This window comes from Streptomyces sp. NPDC057682 (assembly GCF_042799575.1).
GTDB lineage: Bacteria > Actinomycetota > Actinomycetes > Streptomycetales > Streptomycetaceae > Streptomyces.
In genome coordinates this window covers 193860-210764 of the sequence record NZ_JBHVIN010000009.1, presented here as the reverse complement: position 1 = coordinate 210764, position 16905 = coordinate 193860, and the positions used below count along the sequence as shown (strand labels likewise).

Below are 16905 nucleotides of genomic sequence, written 5' to 3'. Positions count from 1 at the left end.
GGGTGAACGGGTGAGAAGCGCCGCGCCCCGCGCGCGGCGGCAGAGCGGAAGGGGGAGGGCCGTGGAGACACGCCACCGCGACCGCAACCGCCTGCGCGGAGCCCTCGCCCGGGTGCTGCGCCCCGCCGGAATCCTGCTTTTCTTCCTCACCGAGGTCCTGCTCGCCGAGGGCGGCAGCCTCTCCGCCGCCGTGGCCCTCGCCGCCACCGCCGCCGCCGGCACCGCGCTCGTCGCCTGCTCGGTCATCAGCGCCCGCTGCGCCGCCCCCGTGCCCCGCACCCGGGTCCGCACCGCCATCCGCGACCGCGAGAAACGCACCGCGTTCCTGCCGCAGCGCGATCCCGACGCCAAGGGGCGCCGACGACCCCGAGCCCCCGGCCGTGCCCTCCTGACGGCCGCGTAGGGACCACGACCGCTTTTCCCTCTCCCCTCCCCGTCCGGTGCGCGCACAGCGCCCCGTGCCGTACGCGGAGACCCCGCGCGGACCCGTCATGCCGACGCCAGCAGTTCTCTTCCCGGCACGACGAGACCCCCGGAGGGCTCACCCATGTCCGCTTTCATGTCCGCCTTCGCGAGCCTGGTCGGCGCGCTCGCCGATCTCCTCCACCCGCTGTTCCAGAACGCCTCCACGGCCGCCGCGATCGTCCTGTTCACCGCGCTCGTCCGCCTCGCCGTGCACCCCCTGTCCCGTGCCGCCGCCCGCGGCCAGAAGGCGCAGCGCCGGCTCCAGCCGCAGATCGCCGCCCTGCGCAAGAAGCACGCCAAGAACCCCGAGCGGATGCAGAAGGCGCTCATGGAACTGCACCGCGAGGAGAAGGTCTCGCCGCTCTCCGGCTGCCTGCCGAGCCTCCTCCAGATGCCCGCCTTCTTCCTGCTCTACCACCTCTTCTCCAGCACCCGGATCGGCGGCGACGCCAACGAACTCCTCGGCCACCAGCTCTTCGGCGCCCCGCTCGGCGAACGCTGGCGCGACGCGGTCGCGGACGGCGGGCTGCTCGGCACCCAGGGCCTCGTCTACGCCGGACTCTTCGTGATCGTTGCCGCCGTCGCCACGTTCAACTACGGACGCACCAAGCGGCAGATGGCGGCCAACCCCGTCACCCCCGCCACCGGTCCCGACGGGCAGCCCGTCCCCGGCATGGGCGCGATGACCAAGGTCATGCCGCTGATGTCCTTCTTCACCCTCTTCACCGTCGCCTTCGTCCCGCTGGCCGCCGCGCTGTACGTGGTCACCAGCACCACCTGGACCGCCGTCGAGCGGGCCTTCCTCTACCGCGACCAGCCCACCGCCGGCCCCGCCGTCGCCACCACCGCCTGACGCCCGCCCCGGCCCGCCGGTCCAGTGTGTGAACAGGGTCTTGCGGAGTGATCGGATGTCTTGGAGGATCGGACAAGCCTGCGATGGCCGCCACCCATCGACGGGCCCGACTCGACCAAGGGGAGTAAGACCGTTGAAGCTGCTTCGTGTGGGTACGGCCGGCGCGGAACGACCGGCGCTGCTGGACGGCGACGGAACCCTGCGTGACCTGTCGGGAGTCGTCCCCGACATCGACGGCGCGCTGCTCGGCGACGCGGACGCGCTGGCCCGGGTGCGGGCCGCCGCGGACGCGCCCGGCGGGCTGCCCGCGCTCGACGCCGAGGGGCTGCGGGTGGGCCCGCCGCTCGGCCGGATCGGCAAGATCGTGTGCATCGGGCTGAACTACCACGACCACGCCACGGAGACCGGCGCGCAGATCCCGCAGGAGCCGATCCTCTTCTTCAAGGCACCGGACACCGTCGTCGGACCGGAGGACACCGTCCTCGTGCCGCGCGGCAGCGAGAAGACCGACTGGGAGGTCGAACTCGCCGTCGTCATCGGGCGCACCGCCCGCTATCTGGACTCCGCGGAGGAGGGCCTGGCCCATGTCGCCGGGTACGCGGTGGCGCACGACGTCTCCGAGCGCGCCTTCCAGATCGAGCGCGGCGGCACCTGGGACAAGGGCAAGAACTGCGAGACGTTCAACCCGCTCGGGCCGTGGCTGGTGACCGCCGACGAGGTGCCCGACCCGCAGGCCCTGGAGCTGCGGCTCTGGGTCAACGGCGAGCTGAAGCAGAACGGCACGACGGCCGACCAGATCTTCCCGGTCGGCGAGGTCGTGCGCTATCTGAGCCACTTCATGACGCTCTACCCGGGCGACGTCATCAACACCGGCACCCCGGCCGGAGTGGCCATGGGCCGGCCCGACCCGAAGCCGTATCTGCGGGCCGGTGATGTCGTGGAGCTGGAGATCGCCGGACTCGGGCGGCAGCGCCAGGAGCTGAAGGACGCGTAAAGATCGGAGGGGTGGCTTCCGTGGGGACGTCGGAAGCCACCCCGGCGATCCGTCAGCGGCCGATCCGCGTCGCGAACTGCTCCAGCGCCTCGACCACCAGCGCGTGGTCCTCCGCCTGCGGCAGCCCCGAGACCGTCACCGAGCCGATGACCCCCGCGCCCTCGACCGCGAGGGGGAACGAGCCGCCGTGCGCGGCATAGACGTCCGGGTCCAGCCGCGAGGCCTCGTCGAACGTCGTCCCCTTGGCCCGGAACCGCGTCCCGACCAGGTACGAACTCTCGCCGTACCGCTCGACGACCCGGCGCTTGCGGTCGATCCACGCGTCGTTGTCCGCGCTCGACCCGGGCAGCGCGGCGTGGAACAGCTGCTGCGCCCCGCGCCGGATGTCGATCGCGACCGGCGCGTGCCGCTCCCGGGCGAGCGCGACCAGCAGCCCGCCGAGCGCGTACGCGTCGTCGTACCCGAAGCGCGGCAGCGTCAGCCGGCGCTCCTGGGCGATCAGCTCGGAGATGGTCGGAGCGGTGTGGCTCATACGGGCAGCTCCTCGGAGCCGGCGGCGGGAACCCCGGACAGGGTGACCGTGACGCCCTCGCGGGCCGAGCGGCGCGCGGCCTCCAGGACGTCCAGGGTCGCGGCGGCCTGCCGTCCGGTCACGGGAGGCGCGCCGCCGTCGCGCAGGGCGCGGGCGACGGCCGCGTAGTACGCCGGATAGTCGCCCGGCAGCGTGGCGACCGGGTCGCCGCCGCCCGTGAGCGGGGACTCGCCCGCGCCCAGCCGGCCCCACAGCTCCTCGTCCTCCACACCCCACGGTTCGTCCGTCCCCGGGCGGGCCCCCTCGCGCAGGGCGGCCTCCTGCGGATCGAGGCCGTACTTCACGTACCCGGCGTCCGAGCCGAGCACCCGGAAACGCGGACCGAGCTGCGGCGTCGTGGCACTGACGTACAGATGCGAGCGGACCCCGCCCGCGTGGGTGAGCGCGAGGAAGGTGTCGTCGTCGGCCGCCGCCCCGGGCCGCCGCACATCGGCCTCCGCGTACACCCGCACCACCGGGCCGAACAGGACGAGCGCCTGGTCGACGACATGGCTGCCCAGGTCGTAGAGCAGCCCGCCGATCTCCGCCGGGTCGCCCGACTCGCGCCAGCCGCCCTTGGGCCGCGGGCGCCAGCGCTCGAAGCGGGACTCGAAGCGCCGCACCTCGCCCAGCCGGCCCTCCTCGACCAGGGCGCGCAGGGTCAGGAAGTCGTTGTCCCAGCGGCGGTTCTGGAACACCGACAGCAGCAGCCCGCGCTCCTCGGCCAGCGCCGACAGCGCCCGCGCCTCGGCCGCGGTGCCCGCCACCGGCTTGTCCACGACCACCGGCAGCCCGGCCTCCAGCGCGGCCGTGGCCAGCGGGACGTGCGTCTTGTTCGGCGAGGCGATCACGACCAGGTCGAGCGCGTCCGCCCGCTGCCACAGCTCGTCCGGCGAGGCGGCGAACCGCACCCCGGGGAACTCGGCACGGGCCTGCTCCCGGCGCTCCTCGTTCGACGTGACGACCGTGTCCAGGACGAGGCCGTCGGTCGCGGTGATCAGCGGGGCGTGGAAGACGGAACCCGCCAGGCCGTAGCCGACGAGTCCGACGCGCAAGGGGGGCCGGGGCGCGCCGGAGGTCCCGGGAGTCGTGAGGGCAGTCATGCACTCCACTTTGGCAACGCTGTTGCCTAAGTGCAAGCGGGGGAGACAATGGGGCGGTGAACAGGAGCAACAGCGGAGCGAACCTCCCGGCGCTGCGCAGCCACAACACGGCACTCGTGCTCGACCTGCTGCGTACGGCGGGCGAGCGCGGCATCAGCAGGCTCGGCCTGGCCGCGCGCACCGGCCTCACCCCGCAGGCCGTCAGCAAGATCACCGCCCGGCTGCGCGCCGAGGGCCTGGCCGCCGAGGCCGGCCGCCGCGCCTCCACCGGCGGCAAGCCGCGCACCGTGCTGCGCCTGGTGCCCGAGGCCGGGCACGCGGTGGGGCTGCACCTGGACCGCGACGGACTCACCGCCGTGCTGGCCGACCTCGCGGGCACCGTGGTCGCGAGCCGTACGGCCCCGCTCGACCTCGGCGCCCCGCCCGGCGAGGTCGTCGCGGCCGCCGCCGGCGCGGTCGACGCGGTCCGGGGCGACGGCACCCGTCCCGTGCTCGGTCTCGGCGCCGCCGTGCCGGGGCCCCTCGACCACCGCGGCGGCGTCCTGCACCGCGTCACCGGCTTCCCGCAGTGGGACGGCTATCCGCTCCGCGACGCCCTCGCCGCACGCACCGCCCTGCCCGTCGTCATCGACAAGGACACCAACGCCGCCGCCCTCGGCCTCGCCCTCCAGCTGCCGGAGCCGGCCGACTTCGCCTACCTCCACCTGGGCACCGGCCTCGGCGCCGGACTGGTCATCGGCGGGGAGGTCCACCGGGGCGCGCGGACCGGGGCGGGGGAGTTCGGGCACCAGACCGTGCAGCTGGACGGTCCCGTGTGCGGCTGCGGCGGACGCGGCTGCATCGAGGCCCTCTGCCTGGCGGCGGTCGCCCGGGGGGACGTGACGGAGGCCGCCCGGGTCCTCGGCACCGGCGCCGCCAACCTCGTCGGACTCCTCGACATCGGACGTGTGGTGCTGGGCGGCCGGCTGGTCGCCGCCGACCCCGAGGCGTACGTCCGGGGCGTCCGCGCCGTGCTCGACGAACGGGCCCGCCGCGACGGGGCCCTCGGCGTCCCGGTCCCGGTCGCCACCACCACCGGGGGCGACCGCCCGGTCGCCGAGGGGGCCGCCCAGCTCGTCCTGGCACCGCTCTTCGGGAGGGTGGCGGGGGACTCGGGAGGTACGGAGCGGGACTCCGGGCGTACGGAGGCGGAGTAGCCCTCCGGCGGGAGCAGCCCCTCCGCGCGGGCCCCGCCTCGGCCGCCGGTCCGGTGTAGCGGCCCCGCCCCGGTCCGAACGGGCGGTTCGTCGCCGCCGGCCGGGGGACCCGGCGGCATGTCGGACGGGGGCGGGGCGTGGTGCTGTGGCAGCGTCGCCGTGTTCCTGCCGGTGAACTCCGGGCCCGGGGCGAGCCGACCCACTCCCAGCGAAGGCTGCCCGTCATGCCCCCCACACCGCCCTCCCCGAACCCTCACCCCGAGACCTCCGCGCCCGCGCCGCCCCCGGCCACCGGGCGCACCCGGCACGGGCTCGCGCTCGGGCTGGCCGCGGCGAGCGTGGTGCTCGGCGGGACCGCGCACGCGTCCGCCGCGCCGCAGCGGGGCACCGCCGACCGCAACGCCACGGTGCCCCGGGCCTCCTTGACCGACCAGCAGCCGGAGTGCGGGGACGAGAACGCCCCGGACTTCCCGATCGACACCCGCATCCACGGCGGCCCCGACACCTACGCCTCCGGCGGCGGCTACGGCACCTGGTTCCTCGACCTGACCAACACCACCACCCGGCCCTGCCACGCCATCCACCCCGTCCTCGTCCTCACCGACGAGGAGCGCACCCTGACCGCCGACCAGATCCAGCTGGAGTTCTCCGAGCGCACCCGCCCCGGCGTCGAGCACCGGGTGCACTGGGAGACCACCGACCGCGACGAGCACATCGGGGTCTTCGGCGGCGACGGCGACTCGTTCCCCGGCTTCACCGTGCCGCCCGGCCGCACCGTCACCGTCCAGGTCCGGCTGGCCTTCACCTCCGACACCAGCCCCGGGCGGATCACCGCGAACGCCGCGATCGTCCAGCGCCGCTCCGGCGGCGACCCCGCGGGCGGCGGCGGTGACGGGGAGTGGGTCGGCGAGTCCGAGGACTACCCCTTCACCGTGGTCGACGACGACGGGGCCCCGTCCCGCGACGACGCCGACGACCCCGGCACGGACGTCCCCGGCACCGGCCGGGACGGCACCGCCGGAAGGCACCCCGTCGCCCCCGGCCTCGATCCGGCGGGCGTCCCCGAACTCGCCCGCACCGGCATCCAGGTCCCCGTCCCCCTGCCCGCCCTCACCGTCGCGGGCTTCCTGATCGGAGGCGGCGCCGTCGTCCTGGGCGCCCGCCGGGCCCGCCGCACCGGCCACTGACCGGCACCGGCGGGTTCCGGCCGCCGCGCACCGCCGCGCCCCTAGCCGTTCATGTCCGTCTGCCACGATCGGCCCGTGGACTACCCGCACGGCCAGACACCTGGCGCACCGATCCGTTCCGGCATCCCCGAGCACGGCCGCATCCCGAAGTACTACGCGGTCAAGGCCCATGTCTCCGGCCTCATCGACGAACTGGGGGAAGGAGGCATGCTGCCGCCGGAACGCGACCTCGCCGTGCGCTACGAGGTCTCCCGCGAGACCGTGCGCCAGGCCCTGCGCGAACTGCTCCTGGAAGGGCGGCTGGCCCGGCAGGGCCGGGGCACCGTCGTCGCCGGACCCAAGCTGGAACAGCCGCTCTCGCTGGCCAGCTACACCGAGGGCGTCCGCCGCCAGGGCCGCACCCCCGGCCGCCGGCTCATCGGGCTGGACCGCTTCCCCTGCACCGAGGTGCTCGCTCCCGAGGTCGGGGCGGAGCCCGGCGAGCCGGTCTGGCACCTGGAGCGGGTGCTGCTCGCCGACGACGACCGGGTGGGGCTGGAGAGCACCTACGTCAGCGTCGCCCGGGTGCCGGACCTCGCGGAGACCTTCGACCCCGACTCCTCCTTCTACGCCCACCTCCGCGACCGGCTCGGCATCGCCTTCGGGGGCGCCGACGAGAAGATCGAGACCGTGCTCGCCACCCCGCGCGAGGCCCTGCTCATCGGCACCCCGCCCGCCCTGCCCATGCTGCTCCTCCACCGGATCTCCCGGGACACGTCCGGCCGGCCGCTGGAGCGGGTGCGGACCCTGTTCCGCGGCGACCGCTTCTCCTTCACCGCCCGCCTCGGCGGAGGCGGCTGACCGGACGGGGCCGGACAGGGCCGTACGGGCCGGGTCGAGCGGGCGGGACCGCGCCGCGCCTCGGAGCCGTACGAGAGCCCTGGCAGATCACGAGAAGATAACGGGTCTAGTCCAAGCTTGGGGCCCAGTTCACCGTCCCGTTGCCGCTCCGATCCGTGCGGGTCATCCGTCCCCAGCAGCGTGGCCGGTGTGAGAGTCATCGTCGTAGGAGCCGGCGTGGTGGGCACCATGCACGCCTGGCACGCAGTCAGCCGCGGCCACGAGGTCGTACAGATCGAGCGCGAGAGCGAGGCGCGCGGGGCATCGCTCCGCAACTTCGGACAGATATGGGTCAGCGGCCGGGCGGGCGGCGAGGAGCTGGACACCGCCCTGCGCGCCCGCGAGCTGTGGGAGGGGATCGGAACCCGCGTCCCGGGACTCGGCTTCCGGCCCTGCGGATCGCTCACCCCGGTCCGCACCGACCGGGAACTCGCCGTCGCCGAGGCGGCCGTCGCCCGGCCCGACGCGGCCGCCCGCGGCTACAAGCTGCTCACCCCCGCCGAGGCCCGCGCCCTGAACCCCGCCCTGCGCGGCGCGTTCACCGCCGCCCTGTGGTGCGAGCGCGACGCCGCCGTCGAACCGCGCACCGCCCAGCTCGCCCTGAAGGCGGACCTGCTGGCCTCCGGCCGCTACACCTACCTCGGCGGACGCGAGGTGCGCGAGGTCACCGGCCCCGCCGCCGTCCGCGACGACCACGGCGACACCCACCGCGGCGACGCCGTGGTCCTCGCCACCGGCGCCTGGCTCGGCGGCCTCGTCCGCGAACTCGCCGGCCCCGGCCTGCCCGTGCGCCGCGTCCGCCTCCAGATGATGCAGACCGACCCGCTCGGCGAACCGCTCACCACCTCCGTCGCCGACGCCGACAGCTTCCGCTACTACCCCGCCTACCGGGGCCCGGCCCTCGACGCCCTCAACGCCGGCCAGGCCCAGACCCCCACCGCCGCCGCCCACCGGATGCAGCTCCTCATGGTCCAGCGCGCCGACGGCGGACTGACCATCGGCGACACCCACGCGTACGAGCACCCCTTCGCCTTCGACACCGTCGAGGAGCCCTACGAGCACCTCGCCGCGGTCGTCGAGTCCTTCCTCGGCCGCCCGCTGCCGAGGATCCGGCGCCGCTGGGCCGGGGTCTACGCCCAGTGCACCGACACCGCCCGCGTCGTCCACCGCCAGCAGGTGAGCGACGGCGTCTGGCTGGTCACCGGGCCGGGCGGCCGGGGGATGACCTGCTCGCCCGCCATCGCCGAAACGACCGCCGACGAACTGGGCTGGTGACCACCGTGACCACCGAGTCCATCGCGACCACCGCGGCTGCCGAGACCACCGCGACCACCGCGGCTGCCGAGACCACCGCGACCGCCGAGACTGCCGAGTCCATCGCGACCACGGCGACCGCCGAGAGCACCGACAACACACCGGACCACCGCATGCTGAATCTCATCGTCCTCGACATGGCCGGCACCACCGTCGCCGACGGCGGCCTCGTCGAACAGGCCTTCGCCGCCGCCGCGGACCGCCTCGGCGTCGAGCCGGGCTCCGCCGGCCACGCGGCCATGCTCGACCACGTCCGCGCCACCATGGGCGAGTCCAAGATCACCGTCTTCCGCCATCTCTTCGGCGACGAGGCCCTGGCCCAGCGGGCCAACGCCGCCTTCGAGGAGGCGTACGGCGCCCTCGTCGACGCGGGCGGAATCGCCCCCGTCCCCGGCGCCCGCGAGGCCATCGGCCGGCTCACCGACGAGGGCCGCACCGTCGTCCTGACCACCGGTTTCGCCCGCACCACCCAGGACGCCATCCTCGACGCGCTCGGCTGGCGCGACCTCGTCCCGCTCACCCTCTGCCCCGCCGACGCGGGCGGCCGCGGCCGCCCCTACCCCGACATGGTCCTCGGCGCGCTGCTGCGCACCGGCGCCGTCGACGACGTCCGCCGCACCGTCGTCGCGGGCGACACCACGTACGACATGCTCAGCGGGGTGCGTGCCGGGGCCGGGATCGTCGCGGGCGTCCTCACCGGCGCCCACGACGCGGACCGGCTCACCGCCGGCGGGGCCACCCACGTCCTCGGCTCCGTCGCCGAACTGCCCGACCTCGTCGCACGGGCCGAGGCATGACCGCCGGGGCCGAAGCCGTCCGCGGCGGCATCCGCTTCGACCGGGTCACCGTCGCCTACGGCGGCACCGTGGCCCTCGACGGGCTCGACCTCACCGTCGAACCCGGTGAGGTCATGGCCCTGCTCGGACCCTCCGGCTCCGGCAAGACGACCGCCCTGCGCGCCGTCGCCGGATTCGTCCGGCCGTCCGCCGGACGGGTCTTCCTCGGCGACCGCGACGTGACCGCCCTGCCGCCGCACAAGCGCGGCATCGGCATGGTCGTCCAGCAGTACGCCCTCTTCCCGCACCTGCGCGTCCAGGAGAACGTCGCCTTCGGCCTGAAGGCACGGAAGACCCCCCGCGCGGAGATCCCCGGCCGCGTCGCCGAGGCACTGGCCCTCGTCGGCATGGGCGACTACGCCCGGCGCTACCCGCGCGAACTCTCCGGCGGCCAGCAGCAGCGCGTCGCCATCGCCCGCGCCCTCGCCGTCCGCCCCGGGGTCCTGCTGCTCGACGAACCGCTCTCCGCGCTCGACGCCCAGCTGCGCTCCGGCATGCTCGCCGAACTGGCCCGGCTCCACCGCGAACTGCCCGACGTCTCCATCCTGTACGTCACCCACGACCAGATCGAGGCACTGACCCTCGCGGACCGGATCGCCGTCATGGACCGGGCCGGGCTCCGCGACTGCGGCACCCCGCAGGAGCTGTACCGGCGCCCGCGCACCGAGTTCACCGCCTCGTTCGTCGGCAACGCCAACCTGCTGCCGGTCACCGTCTCCGAGGCCCCCGACACCGTCGACTTCGCCGGACACCCCCTCGCCGTCCCCACCGGCCAGGTGGCCGGCGGGGTCACCGCCACCCTCTGCGTCCGCCCGCACCTGATCGGCCTCGGGGACGGCCCCAACGCGCTGACCGGCACCCTCACCGAGGTCCAGTGGCGCGGCTCCACCCACCGGCTGCACCTCGACGTCGGCGGCCACCGGATCACGGCGGACCTGCGCGAACTGCGCGAGACCCCCGCGCTCGGCGACCCCGCGACCGTGCACTTCGCCGCCGAGGACGCGGTGCTGCTGCCCGCCGGAGCGGGGGCCTCCCATGACTAGCACCGGTACGGCCCCGCTCCGCCGACCGGAAACCGTCGCCGCCACCGGACTCCCCGGCGGCTCGACGGCCACCATCCCGCCCCGGACCCGCCGGCCGGGCGCCGCCGCCTGGGCCGTGCCGCCCGTGGCCGTGCTCGCGCTCGTCTTCCTCTACCCGCTGTTCCTCGTCGTCCGGCAGTCCTTCGGCCCCGACGAGGGCGGCACCTCGCTCGCCCCGTACAGCGAGGTCCTGGCCTCCGCGTCGTTCCGCTCGGCGCTTACCACCACGGTGTGGCTGGCGGCCGGTGCGACGGTGGGCTGTCTGGTCCTCGGCTTCGTCCTCGCCCTGGTCATCGCGTTCGTCCCGTTCCCCGGCGGCCGGGCCGTCGCCCGGTTCGTCGACGTCTTCCTCTCCTTCCCGTCCTTCCTCATCACGCTCGCCCTGCTGTTCGTCTACGGCAGCACCGGGATGGCCAACGGCGCCTGGACCGGCGTCACCGGAGCGGCCGAGGGCCCCTTCCACTTCCTCACCACGCCCTGGGGCGTCCTCCTCGCCGAGATCACCTACTTCACCCCGTTCGTGATGCGCCCGCTGCTCGCCGCCTTCTCCCAACTGGACACCGCGCAACTGGAGGTGGCGTCCTCGCTGGGTGCCGGGCCCGCCCGGATCATCCGGCAGGTGATCCTGCCCGAGGCCCTTCCCGCGCTCCTCGCGGGCGGCAGCCTCGTCCTCGTGATGTGCCTCAACGAGTTCGGCATCGTGCTGTTCACCGGGGCCAAGGGCGTGACCACCCTGCCGATGCTCGTCTACGGCAAGGCGATCCTCGAATCCGACTACCCGGGAGCCTGCGTCGTCGCCGTCGTCAACATCGTTCTCTCCGTGGGCCTCTACGGCCTCTACCGGGCGGTGAGCCGACGTGCTGGTGCATAGCCGGGCCGGGACGTGGGCCGTGCGGGCCGTCTTCCTGCTGCTCTTCGTCCCCCTCTTCGCCCTGCCGCTGCTGGTGATCCTCGCCGCGTCCCTCGCCACCCACTGGTCCGGGGTGCTGCCCTCCGGCCCGACCCTCGACCACTACGAGGCCGCCACCTCGGGCGCGTCCCTCCAGGCCCTCACCACCAGCCTGGTCACCGCCGCCGCCGCGAGCGTCACCGCGCTCGTCGTCGGCACCTGGGCGGCGCTCGCCGCCGCCTCGCTCGGCCGGCGCGGCAAGCGGTTCCTCGACGCGCTGTTCGTGCTGCCGGTCGCCGTGCCGTCCGTCGTCGTGGGCCTGGCCGTCCTCGTCGCCTTCAGCAGGCCGCCGGTGCTGCTCAACGGGACGCGCTGGATCGTGATCCTCGCGCACACCGTTCTGGTCATGGCGTTCGCGTACACGTCGGTCTCGGCGGCGCACGTACGGCTCGACCCGATGTACGCGCAGGCGGCGGCCAGTCTCGGCGCCCGTCCCGCGTACGTGCTGTGGCGGGTCAGGCTGCCGCTCCTGCTGCCGTCGCTCACGGCGGCGGCCGGGCTCTGCTTCGCCCTGTCCATGGGCGAACTCAGCGCCACGATGATGCTCTACCCGCCGGACTGGACCCCCCTCCCGGTGCAGATCTTCGCGGCCACCGACCGCGGTTCGCTCTTCACCGGGGCGGCCGTCGCGGTGGTCCTGATGGCGGCGACGCTCCTCGTGCTGTTCGCGGTCTCCCGCGTCCGCACCCGGGCCTCCTACCGCTGACCCCCTCCTTCCCCCTCCGCAGATCCCCGTTCCCCCAGGAGACACGACTGCCATGCGCACCCACCACCTCCGGCCCCTCGCCGCCGTCACCGGCGCGCTCGCCCTCGCCGCCACCCTCTCCGCCTGCGGCGGCTCCTCCGCCGCCTCCGACGAGAAGGTCGTCACCGTCTACAGCGCCGACGGCCTCAAGGGCGAGAACGGCGACGGCTGGTACGACAAGGTCTTCAAGGACTTCGAGAAGCGGACCGGCATCAAGGTGAAGTACGTGGAGGGCGGCTCCGGCGAGATGGTGCAGCGCGCCGTCCGCGAGAAGACCAACACCCAGGCCGATGTGCTGGTGACCCTCCCGCCGTTCATCCAGCAGGCCGACGCCAAGGGCCTGCTCCAGGCGTACGCCCCGGCCGGCTCCGACCGGGTCGCCGCCGCCGACAAGGCCGCCGACGGGAAGTGGACCTCCGTCGTGAACAACTACTTCGGCTTCGTCTACAACCGCAAGGAGCTGACCACCCCGCCCGCCACCTGGGAGGAACTGCTCGACGGCCGGTACGAGGAGAAGATCCAGTACTCCACCCCGGGCGTCGCCGGCGACGGAACGGCCGTGCTCATCAAGGCCATGCACGACTTCGGCGGCCAGGAGCCGGCCATGGCGTACCTGAAGAAGCTCCAGGCCAACAACGTCGGCCCGTCCGCCTCCACCGGCAAGCTCGCCCCCAAGGTCGACAAGGGCGAACTCCTCGCCGCCAACGGCGACGTCCAGATGAACTACGCCCAGTCCAAGGACATGCCGAACCTCGGCATCTGGTTCCCCGCGAAGTCCGGCGGCAAGCCCACCACCTTCGCGCTGCCCTACGCCGCCGGGCTGGTGAACAAGGCCCCGCACACCGCCAACGGCAAGAAGCTCCTGGACTTCATGCTCGCCGAGCAGGCCCAGAAGGACGTCAGCGCCGTCGGCGGCGGATTCGCCGCCCGCGGCGACATCACGGCGACCGACGCCAACGCGGCAGAACTCAAGAAGCTGATGAACGGCGTCGAGGTCTTCCAGCCCGACTGGGCCGACATCGGGACGAACCTCGACACCTACGTGGACGCCTGGAAGACGGCCACCGGCAGCTGACCCCGCGTCCGTACGGCCCGTACGGCCCATCCGGACCGACCGCCTAAGATCGGGGACGTCGGCGCTGCACAACGCGGTGCCGCCGGCGTCCCCGCATCGACGTACGGCGACTGGAGTCCCACATGGCAGAGCGCAAGCCGATCTCGTCCTGGCTCACCGACATGGACGGTGTCCTCATCCACGAGGGGACCCCGATCCCCGGTGCCGACGCCTTCATCAAGCGGCTGCGGGACTCGGGCCTGCCCTTCCTGGTCCTCACCAACAACTCGATCTACACCGCCCGGGACCTGCACGCGCGGCTCAACCGCATGGGTCTCGACGTGCCCGTCGAGAACATCTGGACCTCCGCCCTGGCCACCGCCCAGTTCCTGGACGACCAGCGCCCCGGCGGCACCGCCTACGTCATCGGCGAGGCCGGACTCACCACCGCGCTGCACGACATCGGCTACGTCCTCACCGACCACGACCCCGACTACGTGGTCCTCGGCGAGACCCGGACGTACTCCTTCGAGGCGCTCACCAAGGCGATCCGGCTGATCAACGCCGGGGCCCGGTTCATCTGCACCAACCCCGACGAGACCGGCCCCTCCGCCGAGGGCCCGCTGCCCGCGACCGGCTCCGTCGCCGCCCTCATCACCAAGGCGACCGGCAAGGCCCCCTACTTCGCCGGCAAGCCCAACCCGCTGATGATGCGCACCGGGCTCAACGCGATCGGCGCCCACTCCGAGTCCAGCGCCATGATCGGCGACCGGATGGACACCGATGTGCTGGCCGGTCTGGAGGCGGGCATGCAGACCTTCCTGGTGCTCACCGGGCTCACCACGGTGGCGGACATCGACAAGTACCCGTTCCGCCCGTCCACCGTCGTCGACTCCATCGCCGATCTGGTCGGCCTCGTCGACGCCGGCTGACCCGGCCGGGAACGGGACCGCCCCGCACTCCACCGGCCCAGCGCCCCGGGCCTGCGGATGCGGAAAGCCGCGCCAGGCGTGAACCTTCGATGAGGAGGTTCACGATGCGTTCCATACCGCTCACGTTCTGTGCCGCCGCGGTGGCCGCGGCGACCCTGGTGCCCGCGTCCGCCACACTGGCCGACTCCCCGGCCGGCCACGGCGACGGCCGGTCCCGGGCCACCCTCACGATCACCCCCGCCTCCGCCACTCCCGGCGCGGAGGTCGATCTGAGGGTCGAGGGCTGCAAGGGCAAGGAGGCCCGGGGCAGCTCCGACGCCTTCGTCACCGAGGCGCGCTTCTCGCCCGCCGCCGACCGGGGCGCGCTCTTCGCCGAGGCCCGCATCCGCTCGGACGCCGAACCGGGCGACTACGACGTCCGGGTCGTCTGCAAGGACTCCGCGCACACCGAGGTCAGCGGCGCGCTGACCGTCGTGCACCGGGGCAGGCCCATGCCCGTCGCCCCCGTACGGGCCGGCGGCGGAGGCACCGCCGTGCTCGCCGACAAGGCCGCCCAGCAGGACGGACCCGGAACCGCGCACGCGGTGACCGGCCTCGCCCTGGCCGCCGTCGCGGCCGTCGCCGTCGCCCTCCGCAGCGTCCGGCGCCGCCGCCCGGCCAGCGACTGACATGTCCGCCTCGGACCACTCGGCGGGGCACGGCAGGCTGCTCACCGGAGTCGCCTGGGCCGTGCTCCTGCTGGGCCTGTGGCTCTGGGGGCGCGGGATCACCGACGGGAGCGGCGCCACGTCCGCCCCGACCACCGGCGACGTCGCCGCGGTCGGGCGCCCGCTCGGCGTACCGCTGCCCCCGGCCCACGACCCGATCGACGGCGCCGCCCCCGCGAGCGTCGCCATCCCCTCGATCGGCATCCGGGCCCCCGTCGTCGCCCGCGGCCTGGACGCCGACGGCGCCATCGACCCGCCGTCCTTCGCCACGCCCCAGACGGTCGGCTGGTACGGCGACGGCACCGAACCGGGCGCCGAGGGCCCGGCGCTCTTCGTCGGCCACGTCGACACCGAGACCAAACCGGCGGTCTTCTACGGGCTCAGCGCGGCCCGCCCCGGCGCCCGCATCGAGGTCACCCGGACCGACGGCACCGTCGCCGAGTTCACCATCGACGACGTCCAGGTCTTCACCCGTCAGCGCTTCAACGCCCAGAAGGCGTACGGCCCCCGCAAGGACGGCCGGGCGGAGCTGCGGCTGATCACCTGCGGCGGCACCTACGACCGCGAGGCCCGCGCGTACACCGCCAATGTCGTCGTCTCCGCCTATCTGACCGGTGAGAAGGCGGCGGGGAAGGCGTCGAAGGAGCCCCGCACCGAGGTGGCGGCCGGCCCCGGCTGACCCCTGCGCGAGCGAGCGCGGCCCGGCCCGGACACGGGAGGCCGGCGGTGGCGGCCCGGACGGCGCCCTGCCGGCACTGTCCACTGTAGGCGCGCCGACTGCCCACGCCCAGACAGTTTCTGACGGAACGTCGATAACTGGTCACCCTGTGCACCCGGATACTCCGGACGGAGCGGGGTGAACCCGCCGTAACGGTTCTCCGGGGACGTCGTGAGCGTCCGGGCCGCCTCCGGCCCCTGTGCCAGGATGGACGCGATGCGACAGGGCACCGCCGTCGCGTACGAGGGGGAGTGGATGTACGGCAGTCACAACGGCCGGTTCGGCATGCGGGGGATGTGCGCGGCCGCCGCGGGCGCCGCGCTGCTGCTCGCGGGATGCTCGTCCGGCGACGGGGACTCCCCGAAGGACGGGAAGAACCCGGCTGCCATCGGCCAGCAGCCCAAGGAGAGCGACCCGTTCTGGGTCAACCCCGACGGGAACGCCGCCCGGCAGGTCGCCCGCTACACCGAGGACGGCGAGAAGGAGAACGCCGCGCTCGTCCGCCGCATCGCCGCGCAGCCGGTCGGCGAGTGGATCGGCCCGGACAGCCCGGAGGCCGAGGCCAAGGGCTACACCGAGGCCGCGGAGCGGGCCGGCCGGCGGGCGCTGCTGGTCCTCTACAACATCCCGCACCGCGACTGCGGCCAGTTCTCCAAGGGCGGCGCCGCCGACGGCGACGCGTACCGGGCGTGGGTGGAGGCCGTCGCCCGCGGTATCGGTGACCGCGGCGCGACCGTGATCCTGGAGCCGGACGCCGTGCTGCACCTGGTCGACGGCTGCACTCCCCAGGAGTTCCACGAGGAGCGCTACGACCTGCTCAAGGGGGCGGTGCGGCGGCTGAAGCGCCAGTCCGGCACCACGGTCTACGTGGACGCGGGCAACGCCGGCTGGCACACCCCGGACGCGCTGTTCCAGCCGCTGCGCCAGGCGGGGATCGACGGGGCGGACGGCTTCGCGGTCAATGTGTCGAACTTCCAGACCACCGAGGTCAGCACCGAGTTCGGCAAGCAGCTCTCGGCCAAGGTCGGCGGCAAGCCGTTCGTCATCGACACCAGCCGCAACGGCAACGGCCCCTACACCGGCGGCGCCCCCGAGGAGAACTGGTGCAATCCGCCGGGCCGCGCCCTGGGCCGGACGCCGACGACCCGCACGGACGACCCGCTGGTGGACGCGTATCTGTGGATCAAGCGCCCGGGGGAGTCCGACGGCGACTGCAAGGGCGGACCGAAGGCCGGCGACTGGTGGCCGGAGTACGCGCTGGGTCTGGCGCGGGGCACGAAGGGCTGAGCAGGCCGTACGGCCACCGGAACGGACCGGTGG

Annotated in this window: 18 protein-coding genes; 16 read left to right on the top strand and 2 right to left on the bottom strand. The window is 74.2% G+C overall.

What is annotated here, in order from left to right; translation table 11 throughout:
* Window positions 1-61: 61 nt before the first annotated feature.
* The 3 genes from ACFVDM_RS18820 to ACFVDM_RS18810 all read left to right on the top strand — a co-directional run bounded on the left by ACFVDM_RS18820 (window position 62) and on the right by ACFVDM_RS18810 (window position 2312).
* Window positions 62-403, top strand: coding sequence for a DUF6412 domain-containing protein (locus ACFVDM_RS18820; RefSeq protein ID WP_383640629.1), 342 nt, complete (start codon window positions 62-64; stop codon window positions 401-403).
* Between the two features lie 144 nt (window positions 404-547).
* Window positions 548-1318: a YidC/Oxa1 family membrane protein insertase gene (locus ACFVDM_RS18815; RefSeq protein ID WP_383640627.1), complete on the top strand. Its 771-nt coding sequence runs from the start codon at window positions 548-550 to the stop codon at window positions 1316-1318.
* Window positions 1319-1451: 133 nt separating this feature from the next.
* Complete coding sequence (locus tag ACFVDM_RS18810) at window positions 1452-2312, top strand: fumarylacetoacetate hydrolase family protein (protein ID WP_383640624.1); 861 nt, start codon at window positions 1452-1454, stop codon at window positions 2310-2312.
* Between the two features lie 52 nt (window positions 2313-2364).
* On the opposite strand, the gene ACFVDM_RS18805 is transcribed toward ACFVDM_RS18810, so the two are convergent.
* Both ACFVDM_RS18805 and ACFVDM_RS18800 read right to left on the bottom strand, forming a co-directional pair.
* Complete coding sequence (locus tag ACFVDM_RS18805) at window positions 2365-2844, bottom strand: heme-degrading domain-containing protein (protein ID WP_383640621.1); 480 nt, start codon at window positions 2842-2844, stop codon at window positions 2365-2367.
* Window positions 2841-3986 (bottom strand): Gfo/Idh/MocA family oxidoreductase, encoded by a 1146-nt coding sequence (locus ACFVDM_RS18800; RefSeq protein WP_383640619.1) that lies wholly within the window; start codon window positions 3984-3986, stop codon window positions 2841-2843. The genes ACFVDM_RS18805 and ACFVDM_RS18800 overlap by 4 nt, the downstream gene beginning before the upstream one ends.
* A 56-nt stretch (window positions 3987-4042) precedes the next feature.
* Here ACFVDM_RS18800 and ACFVDM_RS18795 point away from each other — a divergent pair, with 56 nt between their 5' ends.
* The 13 genes from ACFVDM_RS18795 (at window position 4043) to ACFVDM_RS18735 (ending at window position 16872) form a co-directional block, all read left to right on the top strand.
* Complete coding sequence (locus ACFVDM_RS18795) at window positions 4043-5182, top strand: ROK family protein (RefSeq protein ID WP_383640616.1); 1140 nt, start codon at window positions 4043-4045, stop codon at window positions 5180-5182.
* A 224-nt stretch (window positions 5183-5406) separates the two neighbouring features.
* Window positions 5407-6369, top strand: a complete 963-nt coding sequence (locus ACFVDM_RS18790) for a hypothetical protein (RefSeq protein ID WP_383640613.1) — start codon at window positions 5407-5409, stop codon at window positions 6367-6369.
* Between the two features lie 75 nt (window positions 6370-6444).
* Window positions 6445-7209, top strand: coding sequence for a GntR family transcriptional regulator (locus ACFVDM_RS18785; protein WP_383640610.1), 765 nt, complete (start codon window positions 6445-6447; stop codon window positions 7207-7209).
* A gap of 189 nt (window positions 7210-7398) precedes the next feature.
* On the top strand, window positions 7399-8523 hold the full coding sequence (locus ACFVDM_RS18780) for a TIGR03364 family FAD-dependent oxidoreductase (RefSeq protein WP_383640607.1): 1125 nt from the start codon (window positions 7399-7401) through the stop codon (window positions 8521-8523).
* Between the two features lie 152 nt (window positions 8524-8675).
* Window positions 8676-9359 carry a phosphonatase-like hydrolase gene (locus ACFVDM_RS18775; protein ID WP_383641007.1) on the top strand — a complete coding sequence of 228 codons (684 nt, stop codon included), beginning with the start codon at window positions 8676-8678 and terminating at the stop codon, window positions 9357-9359.
* Window positions 9356-10441, top strand: a complete 1086-nt coding sequence (locus ACFVDM_RS18770; protein ID WP_383640604.1) for an ABC transporter ATP-binding protein — start codon at window positions 9356-9358, stop codon at window positions 10439-10441. Before ACFVDM_RS18775 ends, ACFVDM_RS18770 begins: the two co-directional genes overlap by 4 nt.
* Entirely contained in the window at window positions 10434-11351 is a 918-nt protein-coding gene (locus ACFVDM_RS18765) for a 2-aminoethylphosphonate ABC transporter permease subunit (protein WP_383640601.1), read from the top strand. The genes ACFVDM_RS18770 and ACFVDM_RS18765 overlap by 8 nt, the downstream gene beginning before the upstream one ends.
* Complete coding sequence (locus ACFVDM_RS18760) at window positions 11338-12135, top strand: ABC transporter permease (RefSeq protein ID WP_383640599.1); 798 nt, start codon at window positions 11338-11340, stop codon at window positions 12133-12135. Before ACFVDM_RS18765 ends, ACFVDM_RS18760 begins: the two co-directional genes overlap by 14 nt.
* A 52-nt stretch (window positions 12136-12187) precedes the next feature.
* Complete coding sequence (locus ACFVDM_RS18755; RefSeq protein ID WP_383640596.1) at window positions 12188-13249, top strand: 2-aminoethylphosphonate ABC transporter substrate-binding protein; 1062 nt, start codon at window positions 12188-12190, stop codon at window positions 13247-13249.
* A 122-nt stretch (window positions 13250-13371) separates the two neighbouring features.
* Window positions 13372-14160 (top strand): HAD-IIA family hydrolase, encoded by a 789-nt coding sequence (locus tag ACFVDM_RS18750; protein WP_383640593.1) that lies wholly within the window; start codon window positions 13372-13374, stop codon window positions 14158-14160.
* A 104-nt stretch (window positions 14161-14264) separates the two neighbouring features.
* Window positions 14265-14828, top strand: coding sequence for a hypothetical protein (locus ACFVDM_RS18745; RefSeq protein ID WP_383640590.1), 564 nt, complete (start codon window positions 14265-14267; stop codon window positions 14826-14828).
* A gap of 1 nt (window position 14829) precedes the next feature.
* Entirely contained in the window at window positions 14830-15546 is a 717-nt protein-coding gene (locus tag ACFVDM_RS18740) for a class F sortase (protein ID WP_383640587.1), read from the top strand.
* Window positions 15547-15840: 294 nt separating this feature from the next.
* A complete protein-coding gene (locus ACFVDM_RS18735; protein ID WP_383641005.1) occupies window positions 15841-16872 on the top strand; it encodes a glycoside hydrolase family 6 protein in 1032 nt (343 codons plus the stop codon).
* The last annotated feature ends 33 nt before the right edge of the window (window positions 16873-16905 follow it).